Genomic DNA, 24235 nt, shown 5'->3' on the forward strand with positions numbered 1-24235 from the left:
GATTGGCCCACAGGGCCACCCAACTCGCAGGGTGGGGATGTCGTCACTCGGCCTGGGGGCGGGCTACCGAAGGCATTGGCTGCGTCCGGATCTCGTCGCCGGTTTGACGACCGCCGCGGTGGTCGTCCCCAAGGCCATGGCCTATGCCACGGTCGCCGGGCTGCCGGTGGAGGTCGGGCTCTACACCGCCTTTGTCCCCATGGTGATCTATGCGATCCTGGGGACGTCGCGCCCGCTCAGCGTGAGCACCACCACCACGCTGGCGATCCTGACCGGGACGCAGCTCGCGCTGGTCGCGCCGGGCGGAGATCCGGCTGCGCTGCTGACCGCCTCTGCGACCCTCGCCTTCCTGGTCGGAATCATGCTGATCCTGGCCTCGGTTCTGCGCCTGGGCGTGGTCGCCAGCTTCATCTCGGAGCCGGTCCTGACCGGCTTCAAGGCGGGGGTCGGGCTGGTCATCATCCTCGACCAGGTGCCGAAGCTGCTCGGCATCCACTTCGAGAAGGGGGGTTTCCTGGAGAACCTGCTCGCGCTCATCCAGCAACTGCCCGAGACATCCGTCGTTACGCTCGTGGTTGGAATTGCGATGCTGGCCATCCTGGTCGGCATGGAGCGGTTTGTCCCGCGCGCCCCGGCACCACTAGTCGCGGTCGGGCTCGGCATCGCCGCCTCGGCGCTGTTCGCGCTGCAAGGGCACGGCGTGGAAACGGTTGGCCACATCCCCCAGGGGCTGCCGCCCTTCACCGCCCCCAGACTCGATCTGATCGCGCAGCTCTGGCCCGGCGCGCTCGGCATCGCGCTCATGAGCTTCACCGAGTCCATTGCCGCGGCGCGGGCCTTCGCGATCCGGGGCGAGCCGAGGCCCGAGCCGAACCGGGAGCTTCTGGCGACAGGTGTCGGCAATGCGGTCGGCGGACTGTTCAGCGGCATGCCCGCCGGGGGCGGCACCTCGCAAACAGCCGTGAATCGGCGTGCCGGCGCCCGCACCCGGGTGGCCGGTCTGGTGACGGCCGCGGCCGCTTTGGCGACTCTGGTCTTCCTTTCACCCCTGATGGGGCTGATGCCGCAGGCGACCCTGGCCGCCGTGGTCATCGTCTATTCGATCGGCCTGATCCAGCCCGCCGAGTTCGGCGCCATCCTGCGGATCCGGCGTATGGAGTTTCTCTGGGCGCTGGCCGCATTCGCCGGGGTGGTCCTGCTTGGGACGCTCAAGGGGATCGTTGTGGCGATCATTGTGTCGCTGGTCGCTCTTGCCTATCAGGCGGCCCACCCGCGCGTCTACGTCCTCGGGCGCAAGCCCGGCACCGACGTCTTCAGGCCGAGGTCGGCCGAGCACCCAGAGGACGAGAGCGTTCTCGGGCTCCTGCTGGTGCGGCCCGAGGGACGCATCTTCTTTGCCAATGCCCAACGTATCGGCGAGCAGCTCCTGCCGCTTGTCGAGGCCGCCGGGCCCCGAGTGCTGGCGATCGACTTCAGCGCCGTGCCGGATATCGAGTACTCGGCCCTCAAGATGCTGATCGAGGGCGAGGAAAGGCTGCGCGAGCGCGGTGTCCTGCTGTGGCTCGTCGCGCTCAACCCGGAGGTCCTCGGGATGGTCCAACGCTCCTCGCTCGGTGAGACCCTAGGCCGCGAGCGGCTGCTCTTCAACCTGCAAACGGCCGTCGATCGATTCCGCTTTCAGGACGCCGCCCAGGGGGGAATCGAGACCGCAGGCGCCGACTGATTCATCGATGTCCGCGGGGCAGGGAGCCCCCGTCCGCTGTGCAGCCGCCTTGGCGACTGCAAAGGAAGGCGCAGCAGAACCGCGTTTTGCTGCTCGGTGCTGATTCTTGGCCGGGATGGCCACAAGGATCGGCATCTCATGCGACCGCGAGCTTGCCTCGCTTTTTGTCTTCGAGCACGCCAACTGAGAGGAGAATGTCCATGTCCAAGATGCCACGCCCGGTCATCCTTGCCTGTGCCACGAGCCTGGGCATGCTGGGTTCCATGCCCATGACATACGCCGAGACAGTGCCGGTCGCGGAGGTCGCGGTCTCCTCGGCGCTGACCGGCACCGTGACCGTCGTCAATCAGGACAAGCGTATGCTGACCATCAAGACACCCGAGGGACGCTTCGAGGTGCTTCATGTTCCCGAGGAGGTGAAGCGCCTCGATGAGATCAAGGTCGGAAACACCCTGACCATCACCGAAACCAATCTGATCCTGGTCGATCTCCAAAAGGGGCCGGAGGGAGGCTCGCTGGGTGTCACCAAAGACTCCGCCGTGTTTCGGGAACCGGGGGAAAAGCCAGCCGGCTCGATCGTCGAAGCTATGACCATCAACGGCATCGTCGAGTCCGTCGATAAGGCAAAATCCACCGTGACGATCAAGGGGCCGGAAAGCACGATGACCTTTGACGTCCGGGATCCGGCGGTGCTCGAGTCGGTGGCCCCAGGCGACGGGGTCAGCGCCTCTTACGTTCGGGCAATCAGCGGAGAAGTGACGTCCCGATAGTCTCCGCCGACGGTGGGATGGCAGTTGCGCGTTGGGGCGGGGGATGAGCACCAGGGGACGGGGCACACGTCTGCCTCCCAGCAGGCCATCAAACCACGGCGCGCACGCAGCTGCCCATCCATTGGACGCGGACGCGCCTGGGCTCCGAGCTGAAAGCGCTGTTGTTCGGCCTTGGCCGGACGGTCGGGGACGCCGTGCTCGGGTCCGCATCGTTCCGGCCACCCATGTCTCGCGGGCGGAGGAGGGGACATGACCTTGTCCGGTCGCCGGACTCGCGGAATTGGCAGGAGCCCAACAGAAGGCAGCCCAGACAAGGCGACGCGACGACCGACACCTGAAGGTGGAGCTGACATGAATCACAATCGCAGTCTTGGCGCAGCCTTTGTGCTAGGTGCGTTCGTTTGCGCGGGTTTGATCGGGCTCGGCTACTGGGCGAGCAGCGGCGTCCTGAAGGTCAAGGCACTGGAACGCAGCGTCACGGTCAAGGGTCTTGCCGAGCAGGAAGTGCCGGCCGACGTCGCGATCTGGCCGATCCGCTTCAGCGAAGCGGGCAACGACCTGGTGGGGCTGTATCAGTCGGTGCAGGAGCATAACGGGCAGGTTGTGGATTTTCTTCGGCAGGCGGGCTTCAGCGAAACGGAGATCGGTGTGTCGCCGCCAGCAGTGGTCGACCGCCAGGCGCAGCCCTACGCGAGCTCCGCGGAGATGAAATTCCGCTACGCGGCGACCTCCACCATCACCGTCTACACCACCAGCGTCGAGCAGGTGCGCGGCGCCATGACCCGGCTGGTGGACTTGGGCAAGCAGGGTCTGGCGATCGGAGGTGCCGACCTCGAGGCGCGTGCTCAGTTCTTGTTCACGCGGCTCAACGACATCAAACCGGGGATGATCGAGGCGGCGACACGCAACGCGCGCGAAGTCGCCACCAAGTTCGCCCAGGATTCCGACAGCCGGTTGGGCAAGATCCGCCGCGCCAGCCAGGGCCAGTTCTCGATCGAAGACCGCGACAGCAACACCCCGCACATCAAGAAGGTGCGGGTGGTCTCGACGGTCGAGTACTACCTTTCCGACTGACCGTGGTGGCTCTTCGGGTGGTGCAGAAGGCGTCTAGAACCGCAGGAGAGCGCCGCATAACCCCGTGCTTCCCGCAGATGCCGCCGTTCCCGCTTGCCTAAGCAACCGAAAGCGCTGCCGGCAGGACCGGTCCCCGTGGCCATCAAGCACCGACTCTTCGTCGCCATCCTCATCCTGGGCGCGTGCGCGCAGGTGATGCAGGCGGTGCTGATCCGCGAGGGCATGGTGGTCTTCCAAGGCAACGAGCTGAGCCTGGGGGCCTTCTACGGGAGCTGGCTGCTCTGGCTCGCGGCCGGCGCGCTCGTGGTCATCGCGCTGCGGGGGCGTCGTTGGGTGCGGAACCCGCTGCCGGCGCTGCGGCTGCTGCTGGTCCTGCTGCCGCTATTGCTGCTGGTGCAGGTGCTGGCACTGCGCTCGGTCCGGGTGCTGCTCGATATCCCCGCAAGCGGGCTGGTCCCGCTTGGCGAGTTGTTCCTGTCGCTGTTGGCCGTCACCCTCCCGATCGGCCTCGCACTCGGAATCAGCTTTCCGCTGGCCTGCAAGGCGCTGGCCGACCAACCCCGCCACGCCAGCGCCACTCGGCGGGACGCTGCCACCCTGGTGAGTCGGCTCTATGTCGCCGACGCGCTAGGGGCGCTGCTCGGCGGGGTGCTGTTCACCTTCGTACTCGTGCAGTGGCTGGGTCTGGCGCGAACCCTGGGGGTTCTGACCCTGGTCCTGGCCGTGACCGCCTGGTCACTGCCGCCGCGGCCGTTGCGGGCACCGGGCGGGTGGGCGTCTCTGCTGTTGGCGCTGCTCGGTCTGGCACTGACGCTCTTCCCGTTCACGAAGGAAGTGGAGCGGCGACTGGAAGTGCTGCGCTTCTCGAATCTGCAGCCGGGGCTCGAGCTGCTGCGCTCGGTCGAGACCCGATACGGGCACGTGGCGGTGGCCAGGCTCGGCGATCAGACCTCGGTCGTCGCCGACGGACAGATCCGTGAGAGCTTCCCGCAGTCGCTGGAGGTCCGGCGTGAGGCGGCCTATTTCGCCGCCCAGGCAGCGGATGCCAGGCGCGTCCTGGTCCTCGGCGGGCTGGCCGGCGGACTGCCGGCGGAGCTGGCCCGCTATCCGATCGAGCGCATCGAGGTGGTGGAGGACGATCGGCGCGCCTTCGATGCGGTGCGGCCCTTCCTGGATCAGGAAACCGAGCGCGCGCTGGCCGATCCACGCCTGCGGCTGCGCTTCGAGGACGGCCGGCGCTTCATCAAGCGACCACCTCCGGGGGCCGGCTACGACCTGATCCTGATCCTCGCGGCCAGCCCCGCCAGCGCCCACGGCAACCGCTTCTTCACGCGGGAGTTCTATGTGCGGGCCCGTGAGCGCCTGACGCCGGATGGGGTGCTGTGCACCCGTGTCAGCAGCGCCGCGAGCTATCTGGGCCGCGAGGTCGCGGGCTACGCGGGCTCCGTCTATCATACCCTGGGGTCGGTGCTGCCCCATGTCGCCATTGTGCCGGGCGAGGAGCAGACCCTGTGTGCGTCGGCCGCTGCGAACCGGGTCAGCGAGGACCCGGCCGAGCTCCTCCGGCGCTACCGCGCCATCGCGCTGGATGCCCATGATCTGCCCGAGGGCGCCTTCGCCAACCTGCTCGACCCTCGCGAGGTCGCCTTCGTGCGCGGGCAGCTCGATCAGGCGCGCGCCGAGATCAACACCGACGAGCGGCCCGTCACCTATTACCTGAACATGCTGCTCTGGGGCCGCTTCAGCGGCTCCGGCGTCGTGGACTGGCTCAGTACGCTGCGCGAGATGGGGTCTTGGCCCTATCTGCTGCCGCCGGCGCTGCTGGTCGTCCTGTGGCTGTTGCGCACCGCGCTTGAGGGCACACCGCGGCGGGCCGGGGAGCGAGGGGGGGCGGTCTTCGTGCTGACGCTGCTGGGCATGATCGCGATGGCGGCCCAGCTTACGCTGCTGCTCGGCTATCAGTCCCACGTGGGCTTCATGTTCGAGCGGATTGCGCTGCTGAACGGTGTCTTCATGACGGGGCTCGCGCTCGGCGCCGGCCTCGGCACCCGTCTCACGCGCACGGGCCGGCCCGGGGCGGCGCTCGCAGCGACGATGGGCCTGGTGGCGGTGATGCTGCTGGCCCTGCCTGCCGGGCTCCGCGCGCTCGGCGCCGAAACCGGCCCCTGGCAGGAGCCGGGCTATGTGACACTCGCGCTGCTGCTGGGCCTGCTGACCGGGACCGGCTTTCCGCTCGGCGTCGCGCTCACCCATCGCGACCGCCCGGAGATCGTCCAGAGCGGAGGCCTCACCGCCGCCGCGGACAATCTGGGCGGCGCCCTCGGCGGACTGGTCACCGGGGCGCTCATGCTCCCGCTGCTGGGCAGCGCGGCGGCCTCTCGGGTCCTGGCCGTGCTCGCGCTGCTGGCGCTGGTCCCGCTGCTGGTCGCCCGGCTGCTGCCGGCCTCGCCCGGACCCAGGATCCGCGGCGTTCCGTCGTTCCCGTGGCCCGGCGTCGGCTGGGCACTGGCCTACGCAGTGCTGCTGGTCTACGGCTGGCATCTGCTCCAGCAGGGGGCTACGCCGGGGCCGCAGGTCCGGTTCGAGCCGTCGCGGCTCACGGAGCTGGCCGGAGACCTCCGGTTCGAGCCGGTGGAGCGGCCCTTCATCCACTATCTTGGCACGCCGATCGGTCAGACCGAGCCCTCGACCGCGGCCCTGGCCAGCATGGCCGCGGCGCCCGAGGTCAGCGGGTACGGCGGGCCGATCAACCTGCTGCTTGCCGTGGACCGGAACGGGACGCTGGCCGGCGTGCGCTACCTGAGCTCGAACGAGACACCGGCCTATATCGCCGGCATCGAGGGTTGGCTTACCGGCCTTGCCGGTGCGGACCTGACCGCCGGTCGCTTGAGCCTCGACCGGGTCGACGCGCTGAGCGGTGCCACGGTCACGAGCCGGGCCGCGCTGGAGGCCATCAACCTGGCCGCGGGCCGGCTTGGCGAGGCGGCCTTCGGCGCCGCGATCCCGCCGTTGCGGACGCCGCCGCCAGCCTCGCTCGAGGCGCCGTTCTGGGCGACCCTCGCCCTGTTGATCGCGGCGCTGATGGTCCATGTGTCGGGCCGACAGGGGGTGCGCCTGCTGCTGCTCGTCACCGCCATCGGCGTGCTCGGGCTCTGGCTCAACTCGCCGATCACCGAGGTCGATCTGGTCAATCTGAGCGTCGGACATGCGCCCGCGCCGACAGACAACCCGCAGCGCTGGTTGCTGCTCGGTTTCGCCGGACTCACGGCGCTGCTGTTTGGTCCGATCTGGTGCGGTATCTTGTGCCCGTTCGGCGCGCTGCAGGAGCTGGTCTCCCGAGCCGGCCGGCTGCTCGGACTGCGCCGCTATCCGGATCGCCGCGTCGATCAGGCTGCGCGCTACCTCAAGTATCTGCTGCTCGCGCTGATGCTGATCGCCGTCTGGCTCAGCGGCGATCCGCTGTGGGCGGCCTTCGACCCGATGCAGCAGCTGTTCGGCGGGCGCATCGGGGGCTGGATGCTGGTGCTCGCCGCCGCCGTGCTGCTCGGGTCCCTGGTCTACGTGCGCTTCTGGTGCCGCTATTTCTGTCCGCTGGGCGCTGTTCTCGCCCTCGGCAACAAGCTCGCGTGGCTCGGCCGGATGGCGCCCAAGCGCCGATTCGAGCATTGCGACCTGGGTGTGCGGAGCGAATACGACTTGGACTGCATTCGCTGCGGACGCTGCCTCGGCGGCGCCGATACCCGCCTCCGGCACCGGCCCCATGGCTGAGATAGCGGAACGATCCCGCCGCGTCCATCGTCTACAGTTTGATCATCGGGTCCGGCCGGCGATGGCATGCGATGCATCAGCTTCGACACATCCACGAGCGCGAGCTCCGTTTCCTCGGGCTTGTCCTGATCACGGGCTTGGTGATCGCCTTGCAGCTCGTCGACAGCCTGCGGCCGCTTGGCCTGTCGGGCTCGGGCTGGCGCGTCATCGACCGTCAGGCCGTGGAGCGGCGGATCGAGTCCGGTGAGCTTAGCGACCGTGAGGCGAGCTGGTACCACCCGCTCAGCAACGACGAGGCGCGCGCGGCCCGCGCGGGGTCCGCGCCATGAGCGCGGTCACCTGCGAGCTCTGTCCGCGCGGCTGCGTGATCCCCGAGGGGGGCGCCGGGGACTGCCGTATCCGGGTGAACCTGGGCGGGCGGCTGCGCGCCACGACTTACGGCCGGCCGTCGGCGGTCCATATCGACCCGATGGAGAAGAAGCCGCTCTACCACTTCCTGCCGGGGACACCGGTCTTTTCAATCGCCACCGCGGGCTGCAATCTGCATTGCCTCAACTGCCAGAACTGGCAGCTTTCGCAACGGGGCGGCGAGGAGATGGAGCAGGTCTACCGGCTCGACCCACCGGAGCTGATCCGCGCGGCCAAGGCCGAGGGCTGTCGCAGCATCGCCTACACCTACTCCGATCCCGTCGTCTTCTACGAATACGTCTACGACTCCGCAGAGCTGGCGCGCCAGGAGGGGCTCGCCAACTGCTTCGTCACGGCCGCCTATATCAACCAGCATCCGTTGCGGCAGCTGTGCCGGTTGCTGGATGCGGCCAACGCGGATCTCAAGGCGTTTGACGACGGCTTCTATCGGCAGGTGAACGGCGCGACGCTGAAGCCCGTCCTGGACGCCCTGGTCACCATGCGGGAGGAGGGCGTGTGGCTGGAGGTGACCAATCTCGTCATCCCGACGCTGAACGACGACCCGGCCGTGATCCGGCGCCTGGCACGCTGGGTCCGCGCCGAGCTCGGCGCCCAGACGCCGCTGCACTTCAGCCGCTTCCAGCCCCAATATCGGATGCGCAATCTGCCCCCCACACCGGTCGAAACGCTGGACCGGGCGAGACGGGAGGCCCAGGATGCGGGACTGGAGCATGTCTATGTGGGCAATGTGCTGGGACATGCGGGCAACTCCACCTATTGTCCGCGGGACGGCACACTCCTGATCGGCCGGGTTGGTTTCATGATCACCGACTATGCGCTGACCGCGGATGGCCGTTGTCCCAGCTGCAACGAGCGGGTTCCAGGTGTTTGGCGATCCGCAGACCTGAGTGGAGACCGAAGATGACGACGACAGCAGAACGGGGCCCTGTGCGGCAAGGGCGCAGACGCGCATTGGGCCTGATCACCGGTCTGGGTGCGCTCGGGCTCGCGATCCCCTGGCCGCGGCGGCCGTCGCAGGCACGGCCGGTCCAGCGGCTGCCGAGTCTCCGCGAGGCCGACTATTATCGCCCGCACGAGCTGGCCGGCTGAGGCGGGAGATATGAAAAGGCGTGCCCCCGTGGCCGCCGTGCTCTGGTGGCTCGGGGCGGGTCTGTGCACGACCGCTGTCTGCTGGGCCGGCAACGACGACGCAGGAGGCGAACGGATCAGGCCCAGCGCCTTGGCCGGTACCTGGTATCCGGCCGACGCCGAGACCTTGGCCGAGACTGTCGACGCGCTGCTGGCCGAAGCTGTATCCGAGCCCCCCGGGGGGGGCATCAGGGCGCTCCTCGTGCCGCATGCCGGCTATACCTATAGCGGTCTGGTCGCGGCGAGCGCCTTCGCGCTGATCCGCGGGGCGCAATACCGGCGTGTGATGGTGCTCGCGCCGGCCCACCACGCCGGATTCGACGGGCTCTCCATCGGTGATGTCGATGCCTACGAGACGCCGCTCGGTGCGGTCCCGCTGGATGCGGAGACCATCGCCCGCCTGAGGGCATCTGCGCTGGTGCGCGCCGAGCCCGCCGCCCACCAGCGGGAGCATGCGATCGAGATCGAGCTGCCTTTCCTCCAGCGAGCCCTGGCGCCTGGCTGGCGGCTGGTGCCGATCCTGGTGGGTCTGCTCGACGGCGACGAAGACCGGCTGCTCGCCGACCTGATCCGGCCATTCCTCGACGACGGCACGCTCATCGTCGTCTCCAGCGACTTCACCCATTACGGTCCCAGGTTCGGCTATGTCCCCTTCCCGCCGGACCGGCGGGTGACGGAGCGGATACGCGCCCTCGACGACGGCGCGATCGCACGGATCGTCGCGCACGATGCCCCCGGTCTGCTCCGGTACCGGGAGGAGACCGGAGTCACCATTTGTGGTGTCTGGCCACTGACGTTGCTGCTGCGCCTGCTGCCGGCGGACGCAGCGGTGCATCGGCTCTCCTATGCCGCGAGCGGTGCGCTCACCGGCGACTGGCGCCACTCGGTGAGCTACGCGGCGCTCGCGGTAACCGCGCCGGCGCCGCTGTCAGCCGACGCCGAGATTCACGACTAGACCGCGCATCCACCAGGACGTGGCTCCTGTCGCTCGCAGCGTCGTGGCCAGCTCGGCCTGATTGCCTTCAACACGGGAGAGGGGCGGCGGACGGGCCGCGACCCATTGCGGCCAGGCGATCCGGACCCCGCCAGCGGGCCACCGGCCGCCTCCGTTCAAGGCTTTCTCAAGTGCTGGATTGAGAGGACCTTGGCAGACCGTCGGCGCCACGCGTCAGGCCGCTCCAACCTCGCCGGTCTTGTCGTGAATGCTGATCGGCAGCCCCTCCATCTTGCAGATGGTCTCGTGCACCGTACAGTGCCCCGAGACGCGTCGGATGGCATCGGCACGCTGACCGACGGAGGCGTTCGGCAGATGCACCTCCACCATCAGCTCCCTGAGGTGAGCGGGGTTGATGGCCTTCTCGTAGTGGATCTCTACGTACAGGCCGCTGGCGTCGATTCCGGACTTGCTGCAGTACTGCTGCACGAAGGCGGCGATGCAGGATGAAAGCGAGGCGACGAAGTAGTCCGGCGGTGTCGGGTGACGACCTTTGCCGCCCCATTCGGGTGTTGGCGGGACGTCGTTCAGGATCTCGTGATCCCCTACCTGAGTCGCGAAGACCATATCAGCTACATGCCGGGATTTCACTGAAGGCATCTCTTCCCCCCTTCCGTCGGTTCTTGGACTGGATCGGTCACGCAGCCGCTATTCAGCCGTCGAAACGTGCCGGCGTCAAGCGAGCGGGACCAATCCATCCAGGCCAACCGCCAGCGCATGCTGGAGCTGCTCGATGAGCGGGGGGCGTGCTCCGATGGGCTTGGACCCCTTCGTCAGTCAGCTTGAGGTGCCACTTGGCCGCGCAGCGGGTCCGCTGTGCGGAACGGTCGCCGACGGTCCAACACTCGACGACTAAAGCGTCCACTTGCTTTGCAGCATTGCAGTCTCACTGCAAAGCAACTTCGCAGCAGCGATTGATGCAGCGCAACAACGAAAGCGCAACGTGTTGGCCGGGCGGGTGAAGCGAAATCTGGTCCGGTCTGTGCGGGCGTTTACCGGAACGCCAACACGAGCGCCGTGCCGGTTGCCGGGTCCGTGGCCCGGCCGGTGTCGCGCCCGACCGCCAACCGGGGACCAAGCAGTGATGCCCAGATCCACGCCCGAGACCTTCTACGAGGTCATGCGTCGCCAGGGAATCACGCGGCGCAGCTTCATCAAGTTCTGCTCGCTGACGGCCACCGCGCTGGGTCTGGCGCCGAGCTTCGCCGGCAGGATCGCGCACGCCATGGAGACCAAGCCGCGCACGCCGGTGATCTGGCTGCATGGGCTGGAGTGCACCTGCTGCTCGGAGTCTTTCATCCGCAGCGCGCATCCGCTGGTTTCGGACGTGGTGCTGTCGATGATCTCGCTGGACTACGACGACCTGATCATGGCCTCCGCCGGCCACCAGGCGGAGGCGATCCTCGCGGAGATCAAGGACAAATACACGGGCAACTGCATCCTGGCCGTGGAGGGCAATCCGCCGCTGAACCAGGAGGGCATGAGCTGCATCATCGCCGGCCGGCCCTTCGTCGAGCAGCTCAAGGAGATGGCCGCGGACTGCAAGGCGATCACCTCCAGGGGTAGCTGCGCGTCCTGGGGCTGCGTCCAGGCCGCGCGCCCGAACCCGACGCGCGCGACGCCGGTGCACCAGGTGATCCACGACAGGCCCATCATCAAGGTGCCGGGCTGCCCACCCATCGCCGAGGTGATGACCGGCGTGCTGACGTACATGCTCACCTTCGACCGCATTCCGGAGCTGGACCGCCAGGGCCGCCCGGCGATGTTCTACGGCCAGCGCATCCACGACAAGTGCTACCGCCGGCCGCACTTCGACGCCGGCCAGTTCGTCGAGAACTGGGACGACGAGTCCGCGCGCAAGGGCTACTGCCTGTCCAAGATGGGCTGCAAGGGGCCGACGACGTACAACGCCTGCTCCACGGTGCGCTGGAACAACGGCGTGTCCTTCCCGATCCAGTCCGGCCATGGCTGCATCGGCTGCTCCGAGGACGGTTTCTGGGACAAGGGCAGCTTCTACCAGCACACCACCGACACGCACGTGTTCGGCATCGAGGCGAACGCCGACAAGGTGGGTCTCGGCGCGGTGGGCGTGGTCGGTGCGGCCATCGGCGCCCATCATCGAAGGCGCCAAGTACTCCTGGATCAAGGCGCCGCGCTGGCGATGTTCCTTGTCCTGGACTGACACCCCCCACGCGGCGACCGGCCCCGACGATGGCGTCGCCGCCGTCGGCCAACGGCTCGCCGCGGACCCGGCCGAGGCACTGCGGAGCCACATCGACACAGCGGCCGCCAACACCAGCCCCGCGGCGGCTAGAGTGTCGGAGACCCGGTCAGGCTCCGGCGTCAGCCGCCGCGGGCCGAGGCGCATCAACAACTCGCACCGGAGCCCGCGAGCCAGCGGCGCAACTGGTGCCTGGAGGCGGTCATGCGCGGTCCGGACAGCCCCATCGAGGGCATCTGCGACCAGCTGACGCGCATCGCCCCCTGCGACATCCCGGTGCTCATCACCGGCGAGTCCGGCACCGGCAAGGAGCTGCTCGCTCGCGCGCCAGGCAGTCCTTCGTCGCCGAGAATTGCGGCGGCCTGCCAGACCAACTGCTGTAGAGCGAGCTGTTCGGCCACCGCAAGGGCGCCTTCACTGGTGCGGTTTCGGACCACGTCGGCCTGTTCGAGCAGGCCAACGGCGGCAACGTATTCCTGGACGAGATCGGCGACGTCTCGCCGGCCTTCCAGGTCAAGCTACTGCGGGTCCTGCAGGAAGGCGAGATCCGACCCATCGGCAGCGTGCAGCGCCGCCAGGTGGACGTGCGCGTGGTTGCCGCCACCAACAAGGACCTGGGGCAGGCCATGCTCGCCGGGATCTTCCGCCACGACCTTTACTACCGACTCGCCGGCGTCACCCTGCACCTGCCGCCGCTGCGCCGGCGCTTAGGCGACCTTGGCCCCATCTGCGAGCGGCTGCTGCGCGAGGCGGCAGAGGCCTTCGGGACCCCCCGCCAGAGCCTCGCCCCGGAGGCCCCTGGCGCTGCTGCAGGGCTACCACTGGCCCGGCAACGTCCGCGAGCTGCGCAGCGAGCTCCAGCGCATGGTGGTGCTCAGCGACCGCAGCTCGGTGCTCGGCCCGCAGCTCCTGAGCGCCAAGGTTCTCGCCCGCGCCGCCGTGCCGGACCACCCCGCCGCCACGACCGGCACCCTCAAGGAGCGCGTCGAGGCCCTGGAAGCCGGCATCCTCTCCGAAACCCTCACCCGCTGCGACGGGAACAAGACCCGCGCCGCCGCCGAGCTGGGCCTTTCCGGTGTCGGTCTGCGGAACAAGCTCGCGCGCTACGGGCTGGATCCGGACACGCCGGAGGCCACCGCGCCCGGACCGGCCGGCTGAACCGATACACGGGTCGCGCCAGGGGTCGTAGCCGCCTTCACCCGACGGATGAGCGGTGAGCATTGCCAAGAGCCTTCTGATAGCAGCAGGTTGCACGCAGGGCGAAGCGGCCAATTGCCGTTTCTAGGTTCAAGCAGCCGACTCTGCAATGCGCGAGGCAAGAGTAAGGACTTGACCCTATTCGCCTTTCAGTCGGTGCGCTTGCCACCGGAGGTTCCAGGATGCCGGCTTGACCGGAGTCTGAGGAGATAGCCCCCCGCGATCATCACCACGAGGGTGGCGCACAGGATCAGCGGGCCGAGCGGGCTGAACCGTGCGGCCTGCTCGTGCAGCTCCCGCATGGCCACCGCCCAGCCCAGGATGGCGACCGAGGTCCCGGCGAGGACGACGGTCAAGGTGACCCGCATGGTGAGCCCCATCAGTACACCGAGGGCGCAGCCGACGACCGGACCGGTCATCCACAACGGCGACCAGACGAAGATGAACAGACCGATCAGCCCATAACGGCGGATCGGATCGCGATGCCGTTCCGCCGCCGCGCGGGCGGCCCGCAGGGACGGCCGCAATGCCTTCACCTCCAACAGCTGGCGCCAGCTGAGCACGAGCAGCGGGTAAAACGCCAGGACCAGGATGGTCTCGACCAGCAGGTTGGCGAGCACCACCGTGACGTCATCGAGCCCGGCGGCGTAGCCGAGTGACATGGCGGTCACGCGCCCGAAGACCAGGTTGGTCGCGATGACGGCCGCGAGCAATCGGGCGTATCCCACGGACCACATCGCGCTCATAGCCAGTGTCGCAACCAGGGCAAGTGACAGGGCCAGTCCGGCCACCAGGACCATGCCTTCAGGGGTCCGCAGCAAGGCTTTCCAGGACGCCGTCATCGCAGCCCGGGGGGACGACTTAAGCCAAGTCGCGTGAAGCCGATTCGGTCGAGCCGGTCAAGCGCTTCTTCGTGCGCCTGAGGACAAACCAGGTGAAGCCGACCACGAAGGGGAGGGCGATGGCCATGCCGAGCGTCGCGTCGAGCGGGAGACCGCCTTTCTCCAGACCCTTCAGCGCATAACCGACGAGTCCGACACCGTAATAGCCGATCGCCATGACCGACAGTCCTTCCACCGTCTCCTGGAGGCGAAGCTGCAGCTGGGCGCGGCGATCCATGGACTCCAGGAGTCGACGGTTCTGCTGCTGCAACGAGACCTCCACCCGGGCACGCAAGAGGCTGGTCAATCGGGCGGCGCGCTCGGCCAGGTCGGACTGCCGGTGTTGGGTCGCCTCGCAGGTCGCGATCGCAGGTGCCAGGCGCGCGTCGAGAAATTCGGAGAAGGTCTGCAGGCCCTCGATGCGCTGCTGGCGCAGCTGCTCCAGCCGTTGCTGGACCATGCCGTAATAGGCGCGCGCGGCGTCGAAGCGATAGGTCGTGCGCGCGGTGAGCGCCTCGATCTCGGTGGCGAGACTGGTCAACTCGGCGAGCAGGTCGCTCTCGGAGCTGGAACTGGCCGGGGTGGTCATGCGCGATGCCACCAGCGCCAGTCGGCGATCGGCCTCGCTGAGTGCCGGCGACACCTCACGCGCCAGGGGCAACCCGAGCAATGCGAGCGCCCGATAGCAGTTGATATCCAGGATGCGTTTCGCGAGCCGCCCGGCCTGGTTGTCGGACATGCTGCAGTCGCGAATGAGGATGTGGAAGAATCCGTCGGAATGAATCCGCAGATCCGACCAGGCGCGTGCCGACCCGGCCACCACCTCTGAGCCGATGACGGGGTTTCCTTCGAACAACGCGGTCAATGTGTCGGCATCGCGCTCCGGCGCATCGCAGGCTTCAATCGCCATCGTGACCGCGGCGATCGTCTCGCCGGGCAGCGTTCGCAGCCACTGCGCGGGCAGTTCATCGAGCACGGACGCGGCGAAAGGGTGATCGAAGGCCCCCTGTCTGCTGAAGGTGTAGGTGACGAACTCGGTGTGACGCTCCCAGCCCAGGCGAAGGGGCCCCACATCGGCCGCGTAGTGTTGATCGAATGTGTCCGGGACGGGCCCGCCGAACGTCTCCAGCAGCCGCTGGAGATGCTCGATGCTGGCCTCGGGACCCTGCTCGCCCAACATCACTGCGAGCTGAGCGACGCGTGCCGGGGCTCGCAGGGGATCATAGGTCCGGGCGTGCAGCTCGGCCGCGACGGCACGGCGGAGCGGATGCTCTCGGAACGGAAGGGGCATGTTTGCGATGCTCCGTGTTGCGAAGCCCGAGTATAACCGGGCTTCATGACGAAAGGCCTGGGCGGACCGGCGTTGGTCGCCGTTGAACCGTGCCGGCACCGATGCTCGCGGTCTGCGACCGGCGGCTGTCGACGCCCCGACGTGCGGCTTTGACGTCATTTGACATGTCGTTCGGCCCTTCTTGCCGCGCCGCGAAACCCCGAACGATGGCGAGCGCGAGAGGCGCCCAGTCAGCAGCGTAACAACAGCTCCGCGGGGCATTCGCGGCACCTTGCCCAGTCCGGGCCGAATGCGTTGCTGCTGCGGCCATCAATCTCGACCCGGGCCAGAGGACGCGGCAGCGCGGGCATGACGAGGATGCCGCCGGCAGGGACGACAAGGCCCGGCGAGAGCGAGACGCGCAAGGCGTCCGGCCCCTCACGGTGCAGGTGGTAGCTGAGGCGGCCATGATGCGTCGGCAGGTCGCGCACCCGGACCTCCCCGCCGTCGCTTAGCCAGTCCTCGGAGATCCCGGCCGCGATGACGAGGCTCCGGTCGGCCTCGCGCTCGTAGGCGAAGAGGCTGCGGACTGCGAGGATGTACTCGGCGCCGATCCAGCTATGCGGCATGTCCCCGATGAAGCTGGGGCCAAGCGGATCGCGCCAGGAGATCTCGGGCCACTGGTTCCAGGGCCGGATGCGTCGGTCGGCCAGGAAGAAGTCCAGGAGCTCATGCGCCTCGCGCCGCCGGCCGAGCCGGACCAGCGCGGCGATGATGCGGATCTCGTAGGCGGTGTAGTTGGCCCAGGGAATCTCTCCGCGGATCCGCTCGCGGAACCCGCTAAGGTATTTGTCGAAGGTCTGATCGATGGCAGGGCGCGGCATGCGATGCAGCTCGTCGGCGACCGCGATGGCGATGGCGGTGGCCGATGGGTCGAAGTCGGCGAGCTCCACCGAGCCGGGCACGAAATCCAGTCCGCGCTCCCGGATGACGAGGTCCAGCGAGGCGTAGAGCGTTTCCTGGAAGGCGTCGCGCAGCGCGGCGATGCGCCCGGACTGCGCCCGCTCGCCGAGCAGACCGGCCATCTCCGCGGCGTCCTTGAAGCCGCGCAGCGCCCAGAAATCGTCCCAGTAGGCGTGCACCGGATGCGCCATGTAGCCCTCGTGGCTCATGGACTCGGGCAGGAGGCCGTAGCAGGCTCGTCGCTCCGGCGCCCGGTATTGGGGGGTCAGCCGCTGGTTCCGCAGCGAGACGAGAAAGTCGACGGATTTCAGGACCGACGGCCACATCTCGGACAGAAACTCGCGGTCGCCGGTGAAGCGGTAGTGGTCCATCACGGCAAAGATGAGCTCGCCCCAGCTGTCATATTCGGGCAGCCACTCGCAGCCGTCGCGATCCACGCAGTCCGGCAGGTTGCCGTCGGCACTCTGATAGCCCGCATACCAGCGGACGAAGTCGCGTCCCTCCCCGGCGCGCCCGACCCGCGCCAGGGCCGCGCCCATCAGGGCACCGTCCCGGATCCAGGCGCGCGCGTAACGGCGCGGTCCGGGCTGGAGCGCGGGACCGTCGCGGTTGACGAGGATATGCGCAGCGGCGGTCTTGAGGGTGTGCACGACTGCTGCGCCCTGTGACGGCAACTGGATGTCGAAAGCCCCCAGCCTGTCCTCCCACTCGGACAGGGCGCGCCCGAGCCTCCCGGTGCCGGAGAGACCGGTGGACCACCGCGCCGTCTTTCCCGGATTCGGCTCGCCGAAGGGGACTGCAAGATCGATCTCGTGCGCCGAGTGCGCCGGCAGCTCCAGATCGAACCGCAGTGCCCCGGAGGCATAGCCGAAAGGGTCGTCCACCTGCGCCCGATCCGGCAGTCGTCCCGATCTCAAGGATTCGGTAACCCCGCCCTGGCCAAAGGTCGCCGCGCCGAACCCGCTGGGTTCCGCGAGGGGAATGACCCACTTGCCGCGATCGACCCGAACCTGGCCTGACGCGTAAGTCAGGGTGCGGATCGGACTGACACCGCCGAAGTCGTTCCAGTGTTGCCAGGTCGGCGTGACCTGGAAGGGGCGGATGGCGGCGAAGAGGGATAGCGGTCGTGCCCTGTGCGAGTCGTTCGCGAGACGGTAGCGGATGAAGAGGCAAGAGTCCCCCAGCGCCCCGGTCGCCCAGGCGGTGATGTGGAGTCTCAGGTCGCCGGCCTGCCATTCGCAGGAGGGGACCGGCAGATACCCACGCTCGAGGGCCTGGCTCAGGGAGACATCGGCCCAGGTCAGGAGTCGGCCGTCGACGAAGAGAAAGGGCTCGATCGAGAAGGCGCCCTTGTCGACCTCCACCAGGCCTTCCTCGTTGAAGAGCGCCTGGGTGACGTCCTCTCCCGTCCCGACAGGGGTCCAGTAGGTCTGGCGCCCCAGGAGGTATTTGGGATAGAGGCCGGCCCTTGTCCGTTCGGCGATGGCGCTGAAAAAGTCGTTGATGGAGCGGGAGAACTCGTAGGGCTTGACCTCTATGCGCCGGATGCCAAACCCCGCCCCGCCCTGACTGCGCTGCAACTCGAGCGAGACATAGCGGGAAGCGGCCTGGGGGAGGTAGATATAGGTCTCCGCGCCGACCCCGTGATCGCTCGCGTAACAGGTTCGCCAGTCGTCTCCGTCGCTGGAGAGCCTGACCTTGAAGACTCGGGGCCGTCGCTGGTCGTCCCAGCGGATGACCAGGCCGCCGTACTCCCGCTCGCACCGGAAATCGATCACCAGCCGTTGTGGCTTGTCCGTGCAGGTGCTGCGCCAGCAGGTCGCGGGAGACGGGTCGCAGACGTGCCATGGGTCGCAGCCGGGCATTGAGCTGGTCGCCTCCACGTGTGGGGTCAGGTAGTAGCTGGTGTCCTCGAGGCGAAGATCATCGATCCAGATCGTCCCCTGTCCTCCGGGTCCGGCGGCGATCACCAGCTCAATGGCGGCGATCCGGTGCGCCGGGCCCCCGCCCAGCGGTCCCCAGGCGAAGGCGATCTGGCTGCTCTTGATATGCACATCCCGCCAGTCATCCGGCGGCTCGAATGCCTCCTCGCGATAACGCCAGACGTTCTGGTTGGAGGCGTCCACCAGCTTGAGCTCGAGGATGTTGCTGGGTCCGCTGCCGCGGATGCCGAAATCGAAGCGGTAGCTCTCCGGCAGGGTCAGGTCGAATGCCTTGCGCGCGACCACGAAGCCACCGCCGCCCTGAAAATCGAAGTCCAGGCGCATCGCGCCCGCGTGTCGCCCCCGCTCCGGGGAGATCCGCAGGCTGGACTGTCCCGAGGTGATGGCGCTCCAGCCGGACAGATCCGCGAAGTCATCCAAGATGTCGCTGTTCATTGCAGTGCTCCCAATTTACGTCGAGCGCGAGTCCTCCCCCACGATCCGCGCCGCCCGATCGCCCGTCCAGCTCCAGTTGCCATCCGCGCGGATGTCCAGGATCGTATCGTAGAGATCACCCGGCCCATTGGACCGGCCGAGGTGGACATAGCCGATGGAGGCCGCGGAGAATCGCTTCAGGACCATGCTGATATGCTCGCTGCCCAGTGCGGTTTGCGGTCGGTCGAGCAGGACGAGGCGGGGGGCGGCAAGTATGACGCGGATGCAGGCCAGGCGTTGCTGCTCGCCGAGCGACAGCAGGCTCTCCCAGTCCTGCTCGGTGCTCAGCCCGCCTGCCCGCGCCAGCACCGAGTCCAGGGCCCAGTCCCCGATCAGTTTGAGGATCTCCGCGTCGGCGACCGTCGTGTCCGCCCCGGCGGGGACCAGCGCCGCACGCAAGGTCCCGGGCGGCTGGTAGGGCCGTTCGGCGAGAAAGCGCAGGTCTTGGGCGCCGGGTCGGAAGAGACATCCGTCGCCGCTGACGTCGAGGCCCGCCGTTGCCCTGAACAAGGCCAGGGTCGCCGCCTCGTCCTCGGCCCGGATCAGGACCCGGCTGCTCAGGGGGATCGCGATCGAGAGATCCCTGACCAGGATCCGGCCGTCCTCGGGTGAGCGCAGGGTGAGCCGCTCGTACGCCAGCTGCGGACCCGCTGTATGGATTTCGACGGCCGATCGCGATACGGGCGCGGTGTGCTCGACGGCCTCGGTCAGTGAATTCAGCCGCTCGACCACGGCGGCGAAGCTCGAGATCGACTGGAACTGGGTGACGACCAGTGAGAAGGCGGCCACGAGGGTCGAAAAGGCCATCGCCGACTGTGTCACCACGCCGAACTCGACCCGCCCGTCCATGAAGGCCGGCGCAATGATCAAGGCTGGAATGATCTGGATGAGCCAGTTGTAGCCGGTGGTGAAGAAACCGAGGTTGCGGTTGACGCAGATGATCTGACGAAAGTTGCCGACCAGGCCCGCCAGACGATCCCGCAGACGTTCCGAGATCCGCGGCTCGCTGCCGGACAGCAGGATCTCCTCGGCGTTCTCGCGCACGTGGATGAGGCCGGCGCGGAAATTGGCCTCCCGATCGAGCTGGTCGTAGTTGAGACCAACCAGCGGACGACCCAGCAGGATCGTCAGCAACGAGCCGCCTGCGGCGTAGAGTACGGCCACCATGAACAGTGGGGGGCTGATGGACCAGAGCACCCCTGAGAACGCCAATACCGTGAAGCTGCTGTTCAGCCCCATGAGCATGAAGGACAGCGTGGTCACGGTGAAAGATCGGACGTCCTCGGCAATGCGCTCGTCCGGATTGGGGAGGGTCCGGGAAGCTTCCAGACGATAGTAGGTTCCATCGGCCAGATAGCGATCGACAAACCGCCGAGTCAGGACCTCCCGCCATAGCAGCGCGAGGCGCTCTTCGGTGAAGTGCGAGAACACCGAGAGCAGGGTGGAGACGGCAAAGACGGCGAGATAGAAGAGGGCCTGCCGCATGAGCTCGGCCTCGTCGCGGTCCGCGATCGCGGTCATGAAGTCCCGGCCGACATAGCTGTTGACGACGTTCATTCCGTTGATCGCGAACAGGAAAGCGATCAGCCCCGCAAACATCCATCGGGCCTTCCCACCGACCTCCGAGGTCACAAAGTCGCGGACCGATTGAACGAATCGCGCCCCCGTCACGCGATGCGGAATCGGCTGGTGTTTCATGTCTCGATGCCCCGCGTTCGCCGGTTCAAGGAAGGTCCGGTGCCCGGAACCGGCACGATGCAGGCAATGCCTGCGGGGTTGGTCGCCCTATCCGGTCTCGACCCCGATTCGATTCAGGCCGTTGGTCAGACCTGCGCGGAACGTCTCCAGGGTGATCTCCGCGGCCCCGACACGGTAGGGGGATGCACCCCGGCTAAAATCGAGACCGGTCCCGTTGAGGGTCACGGCGACCGGACCGCACCCCGCGTCTCCGACGATATAGGTGACCTCCAGCTCATGTCCCGCCAGCTCCAGCCTGGCCCGCAGGCCACCCAGGCTTGCCGGGATCACGGGGTCGATCACCAGCCGCCCCCGTTCGATCCGCAGCCCCAACAGGCAACACAGGATCAGCCCCATACCGATCCCCGCCCCGCTCGAATAGACCCGCCAGCCGCCATTCAGAGGGATCTCCCCGCGCAGCGCCCGCTCGTATTCCGAGCAGGCCTCGTAGCGGTCTGCGAATGCCGCGTCTGAGCTGGAATAGTAACAATTGGCCTGGCGCGGCGTGGCCGCGGGGACCAATCCATGGATACCGATCGGGTTGGCCTGACAGAGCGCGCGGAAGAAGGCCTCGGCGTCGCCGACACGCCAGAGCGCCGCGGCGTAGCGGAGATGCGCGTGGGTGTACATGAGCCCGATCTCGCGGCCGAAGAAGCTGCTGCTCTCCGCCCGCTGGAAACGGCGCTGCAGTCCGCCGCGATAGGCCATGGGCCGGTCGAACAGTCTGGCCCCATCGGGACCCAGGAGATGCGCCTCGATCAAGCCCAGATGCCGGCGCGCCTGCTCCGGCGTCAGGAGGCCGTCGCTGATCGCATGCACCATCGCCAGCAGGCTGTAGGAGAGACCCGTCGCGGTGTCACGCGGATGCAGCAGATAGGCGACGGCGTCCTTGTCCTTGAAATCGGCAAAGCCGGTCAGGATGCCGTCGACGATCAGGAGCCGCTGGAAGTCCGCGCGCACGGCGTCTGCCTCGGCGAGAAGAACCGCCGCCGGACCGCTGAGCCCCAGGTGCCGGAAGGCCGTCGCCAGGGTGACAAGCGTCTGATGATGGAGCGTTACGGTCCAGGCGCTGCACAGATGATCCCGCATGCTCGGGTCGACCGGCTGCAGCGAGTCGTTCCAGTCTCCGTTGCCGTAGGCGGCGAGACGGGTGCCCGGTATACGCCGCTCGCGGATGACCGAGAGGGCCCGCGCCAGGTGCGCATGGATGGTCGCGCGCTCCGCCCGCTCGTCCCCCTCCGGGTGGAAGAAGGGAACCACCTCGTCCAGCAGTGCGCGGTCGCCGGAAGCGGCGAGATACTGCCCCAGCGCAAGCAGCGGCCAGAAGACGATGTCGCCGTGCGAGTCGCCCGGGCGGATGGTGCGCTCCCGCTCGAAGAACATGAACCACTGGGGCCAGTCCCCATCCGGGTTCTGGTTCCTGAACAGCCGCACCAGCAGATCGCGCACCGGCTCGTGGTATCCGAGGGCGAGCAGCAGCTCCACGGGTCCCTGCGACACGTCGCGGGTGCCCCAGCCGCCGCCGGAATACTGCTCCAGCCCGCGCGGACTCAGATAGTGGATGAGGGCGTCGTGGGCGAGCCAGGGCAGGATCTCGCCCAGCCGCGCCGCGTCGTCGGCCAAGGTGCTGCCCGCAGGCGGATGCAGCTGCAAGCCGGCCGTGATCCGCAGCCAGTAAGTCTCCTCGTCCAGGCCGCTTGGCCCCTCGTCGGTGACCAGGTGCGCGGTCAGGCGAAAGCCGATGGAGGTCGCCGGCTCGGTGACGAGACAGAGGAAAGGCTGATCGCGGGAGCACCCGTCGGTGAAGAGAAGCTCGTCCCCTCCGAACCGATCGATCCGGGTCCCGGGGAAGGGCGCGAGACGGAAATCGCCATCGGGAAAGCGCCGCCCGACGTCGGAGTCGGGGACGGGCCGGATCAGGAACCGCTCCCCGAACCTGGCGAAGTGCACCGGCACCGGGGACGCGCCGTCGTCGCCGTTGACCGCGACATGGCTGGACAGCAGGAAACGCGCGGGCGGACCCGCGAGCACCTCGACCGTCAGGGTCAGCTCATGGCGGTCGGTGGGTGCCCGGCTGGTGACCTGGATCCAGCCGCGCGCGTGACGGTAATCCCAGCGGCAACATTGCGGGGTCATGGCGAAGGCGGACGGAACATCGAGTAACCGCCAGTCGCCGTCGAGCTCCACGAGCAGTCGCTGGCCGTGCGAACGGAAGAGGCCCAGATAGCCGTGGGTGGCGGACAGGAGCCGGTTGATGCTGACGTGCCCCTGGGTCACCAGCGAGTGGAAGACGCCGGCCATCCAGACGGTCGAGGTCAGCCCCGCCTCGTCCGGCGTCAGCTCGGAGCCGGTGCGTAGGATCTGACCGTGCGGCCGCAGCACGGCCAGCTCCTTGGCCTTGAGCACAACATGCGTTCGGTCGTCGGTGAAAAAGGACAGCGGCACGCCTTCGTCGGTCTCCAGATGACGCAGGTTCGCGCCGAACCGATCGGTGATCTCGCTCGGCGTCAGATCCAGCGACTCCAGCGGGAGCACGGGGGCGAACAGGCTAGCCGTTGCCGGCGCGGCCGCCTCGGGGATCGCGATAGAGCGCGGGGTGGCCTCGGGCAGGGCAAGCGCCCGCTCGACGGCGGCCAGATCGACGGGGGAGGTCGCCTCCGGATGATCGGCCTGGAACCAGCCGAAGAATCCCCGCATCACCTGCGCGCCCGGCTCCAGCTGCAGCGGCGCCTCCTGGATGGCCGCCATGCCGTGCTCGTGCTGGCGTCGGGCACCGGGCAGGCCCTCGCTCAAGGCGATCGGCTCTCGGCCTGCGCGGGTGGCCAGGCCGTGCACCTGCAAAGCGTCGGTAGCGTAGCTGACACCCCGTCCCAGTGAGCCGATCAGACACCAGGGATGGAGACCGCCCATCGCCTGGTTCTGCCGCGTCGCCAGCACCCAACCCCGCTCAGGGTGCTGGAGCGGCGTGTGGTCGAGATACTGGCTGACGTAATACTCGTTCAGACGCACGGCGCCGAAATGGGCCAGCGCCAGATCCTGGGTGTGGATGAGATCCAGTGTCACGGCGTGGTCGCTGGTGTTTTCGAGCTCCAGGTGCCAGAACCAGGCCGGGGCCGATTCGGCCAGTACGAGCTCAACGCCAAACCGAACACCCTTCCAGACACCGGCGAGCGAGAGTCCCCTTGCGTCGCAATGCACCCGCGCCGGGCTGCCCGGGCCGAGCAACGCGACGGACTCGACTTGCTCGCCGTGGCGGCGCAGATAGAGGTTGGCTGGCCCCCCCTCGAGCTCGTTGCCGAGAAAGAGGTTAAGAATGATGTCCTCATGGTCCATCCGCCGGATCGAGCCGTTGGCGTTCACCTCCAGGGTCAGGCCGCCCGCACTCGCGAGGCGCCGAGGATGGTCACTGGTCAGTCGGGTCATGGGCTGCTCCTTCTCAACGGACCGCGTCGAGGTCCTGATCCTTGCTCTTGGCGCCCAGCGAAAACGCGGATTGATTGCGTTTCCCGCACGGTCAGCGACGCGGTGTCGCTCGACGGGCTGAAGCTTAGGCCGCGGGAAGGTGAATTGCACCCCGCGGATCTTGGTCGCCCCGATGTGTGGAGCAGGCGCAACGGTCGCGCCTCTCTCCGCGAGCGCTGGTCCCCCTCATCCGCGGCCGGG

At 67.9% G+C, this 24235-nt stretch carries 16 protein-coding genes and 1 pseudogene; 11 read left to right on the plus strand and 6 right to left on the minus strand.

What is annotated here, in order from left to right:
- Positions 1-37: 37 nt before the first annotated feature.
- From LJE61_RS00735 to amrB, 8 genes are all read left to right on the plus strand, one after another.
- A complete protein-coding gene (locus LJE61_RS00735) occupies positions 38-1723 on the plus strand; it encodes a SulP family inorganic anion transporter (RefSeq protein ID WP_296910251.1) in 1686 nt (561 codons plus the stop codon).
- Positions 1724-1923: 200 nt separating this feature from the next.
- A complete protein-coding gene (locus LJE61_RS00740; RefSeq protein ID WP_296910250.1) occupies positions 1924-2493 on the plus strand; it encodes a copper-binding protein in 570 nt (189 codons plus the stop codon).
- A 411-nt stretch (positions 2494-2904) separates the two neighbouring features.
- The gene (locus LJE61_RS00745) at positions 2905-3567 is read left to right on the plus strand and encodes an SIMPL domain-containing protein (protein WP_296910249.1); all 663 of its coding nucleotides are present in this window, start codon (positions 2905-2907) and stop codon (positions 3565-3567) included.
- 135 nt (positions 3568-3702) lie between these two features.
- Complete coding sequence (locus tag LJE61_RS00750) at positions 3703-7335, plus strand: fused MFS/spermidine synthase (RefSeq protein ID WP_296917100.1); 3633 nt, start codon at positions 3703-3705, stop codon at positions 7333-7335.
- Positions 7336-7406: 71 nt separating this feature from the next.
- Positions 7407-7664: a hypothetical protein gene (locus tag LJE61_RS00755; RefSeq protein ID WP_296914847.1), complete on the plus strand. Its 258-nt coding sequence runs from the start codon at positions 7407-7409 to the stop codon at positions 7662-7664.
- Positions 7661-8668, plus strand: coding sequence for an AmmeMemoRadiSam system radical SAM enzyme (amrS, locus tag LJE61_RS00760; RefSeq protein ID WP_296914850.1), 1008 nt, complete (start codon positions 7661-7663; stop codon positions 8666-8668). The genes LJE61_RS00755 and amrS overlap by 4 nt, the downstream gene beginning before the upstream one ends.
- Positions 8665-8853 carry a hypothetical protein gene (locus LJE61_RS00765; protein WP_296914853.1) on the plus strand — a complete coding sequence of 63 codons (189 nt, stop codon included), beginning with the start codon at positions 8665-8667 and terminating at the stop codon, positions 8851-8853. Before amrS ends, LJE61_RS00765 begins: the two co-directional genes overlap by 4 nt.
- A gap of 10 nt (positions 8854-8863) precedes the next feature.
- Complete coding sequence (gene amrB, locus LJE61_RS00770) at positions 8864-9847, plus strand: AmmeMemoRadiSam system protein B (protein WP_296914855.1); 984 nt, start codon at positions 8864-8866, stop codon at positions 9845-9847.
- A 213-nt stretch (positions 9848-10060) separates the two neighbouring features.
- Here amrB and LJE61_RS00775 read toward each other — a convergent pair whose 3' ends face one another.
- A complete protein-coding gene (locus LJE61_RS00775) occupies positions 10061-10453 on the minus strand; it encodes an OsmC family protein (protein WP_296914858.1) in 393 nt (130 codons plus the stop codon).
- Positions 10454-10970: 517 nt separating this feature from the next.
- Between LJE61_RS00775 and LJE61_RS00780 the strand changes: the two genes are divergently transcribed.
- The 3 genes and pseudogenes from LJE61_RS00780 (at position 10971) to LJE61_RS00795 (ending at position 13265) form a co-directional block, all read left to right on the plus strand.
- Positions 10971-12068 carry a hydrogenase small subunit gene (locus LJE61_RS00780; protein ID WP_296911679.1) on the plus strand — a complete coding sequence of 366 codons (1098 nt, stop codon included), beginning with the start codon at positions 10971-10973 and terminating at the stop codon, positions 12066-12068.
- Between the two features lie 243 nt (positions 12069-12311).
- A pseudogene (locus LJE61_RS15260) lies at positions 12312-12745 on the plus strand (sigma-54 factor interaction domain-containing protein); the annotation flags it as partial.
- Between the two features lie 79 nt (positions 12746-12824).
- Positions 12825-13265: an AAA-type ATPase lid domain-containing protein gene (locus LJE61_RS00795; protein ID WP_519972877.1), complete on the plus strand. Its 441-nt coding sequence runs from the start codon at positions 12825-12827 to the stop codon at positions 13263-13265.
- A gap of 188 nt (positions 13266-13453) precedes the next feature.
- On the opposite strand, the gene LJE61_RS00800 is transcribed toward LJE61_RS00795, so the two are convergent.
- The 5 genes from LJE61_RS00800 to LJE61_RS00820 all read right to left on the minus strand — a co-directional run bounded on the left by LJE61_RS00800 (position 13454) and on the right by LJE61_RS00820 (position 23995).
- Entirely contained in the window at positions 13454-14125 is a 672-nt protein-coding gene (locus tag LJE61_RS00800) for a small multi-drug export protein (RefSeq protein ID WP_296917104.1), read from the minus strand.
- Positions 14126-14165: 40 nt separating this feature from the next.
- Entirely contained in the window at positions 14166-15476 is a 1311-nt protein-coding gene (locus tag LJE61_RS00805) for a DUF3422 family protein (RefSeq protein WP_296917106.1), read from the minus strand.
- Positions 15477-15706: 230 nt separating this feature from the next.
- The gene (locus LJE61_RS00810) at positions 15707-18796 is read right to left on the minus strand and encodes a galactose-binding domain-containing protein (protein WP_296917108.1); all 3090 of its coding nucleotides are present in this window, start codon (positions 18794-18796) and stop codon (positions 15707-15709) included.
- A gap of 15 nt (positions 18797-18811) precedes the next feature.
- Positions 18812-20533 (minus strand): ABC transporter ATP-binding protein/permease, encoded by a 1722-nt coding sequence (locus tag LJE61_RS00815; protein WP_296911694.1) that lies wholly within the window; start codon positions 20531-20533, stop codon positions 18812-18814.
- An 87-nt stretch (positions 20534-20620) separates the two neighbouring features.
- Positions 20621-23995, minus strand: coding sequence for a hypothetical protein (locus tag LJE61_RS00820; RefSeq protein ID WP_296917111.1), 3375 nt, complete (start codon positions 23993-23995; stop codon positions 20621-20623).
- Between the last annotated feature and the right edge of the window lie 240 nt (positions 23996-24235).

It is taken from the genome of Thiocapsa sp. (assembly GCF_022340925.1).
In the GTDB taxonomy this organism is placed as follows: Bacteria; Pseudomonadota; Gammaproteobacteria; order Chromatiales; family Chromatiaceae; genus Thiocapsa.

Coding starts and splice junctions, on each gene's coding strand:
- LJE61_RS00735 (WP_296910251.1), top strand. CDS start 38: ATGTCGTCACTCGGCCTGGGGGCGGGCTACCGAAGGCATTGGCTGCGT.
- LJE61_RS00740 (WP_296910250.1), top strand. CDS start 1,924: ATGTCCAAGATGCCACGCCCGGTCATCCTTGCCTGTGCCACGAGCCTG.
- LJE61_RS00755 (WP_296914847.1), top strand. CDS start 7,407: ATGCATCAGCTTCGACACATCCACGAGCGCGAGCTCCGTTTCCTCGGG.
- amrS (WP_296914850.1), top strand. CDS start 7,661: ATGAGCGCGGTCACCTGCGAGCTCTGTCCGCGCGGCTGCGTGATCCCC.
- LJE61_RS00765 (WP_296914853.1), top strand. CDS start 8,665: ATGACGACGACAGCAGAACGGGGCCCTGTGCGGCAAGGGCGCAGACGC.
- amrB (WP_296914855.1), top strand. CDS start 8,864: ATGAAAAGGCGTGCCCCCGTGGCCGCCGTGCTCTGGTGGCTCGGGGCG.
- LJE61_RS00775 (WP_296914858.1), bottom strand. CDS start 10,453: ATGGTCTTCGCGACTCAGGTAGGGGATCACGAGATCCTGAACGACGTC.
- LJE61_RS00780 (WP_296911679.1), top strand. CDS start 10,971: ATGCCCAGATCCACGCCCGAGACCTTCTACGAGGTCATGCGTCGCCAG.
- LJE61_RS00805 (WP_296917106.1), bottom strand. CDS start 15,476: ATGCCCCTTCCGTTCCGAGAGCATCCGCTCCGCCGTGCCGTCGCGGCC.
- LJE61_RS00810 (WP_296917108.1), bottom strand. CDS start 18,796: ATGAACAGCGACATCTTGGATGACTTCGCGGATCTGTCCGGCTGGAGC.
- LJE61_RS00815 (WP_296911694.1), bottom strand. CDS start 20,533: ATGAAACACCAGCCGATTCCGCATCGCGTGACGGGGGCGCGATTCGTT.
- LJE61_RS00820 (WP_296917111.1), bottom strand. CDS start 23,995: ATGACCCGACTGACCAGTGACCATCCTCGGCGCCTCGCGAGTGCGGGC.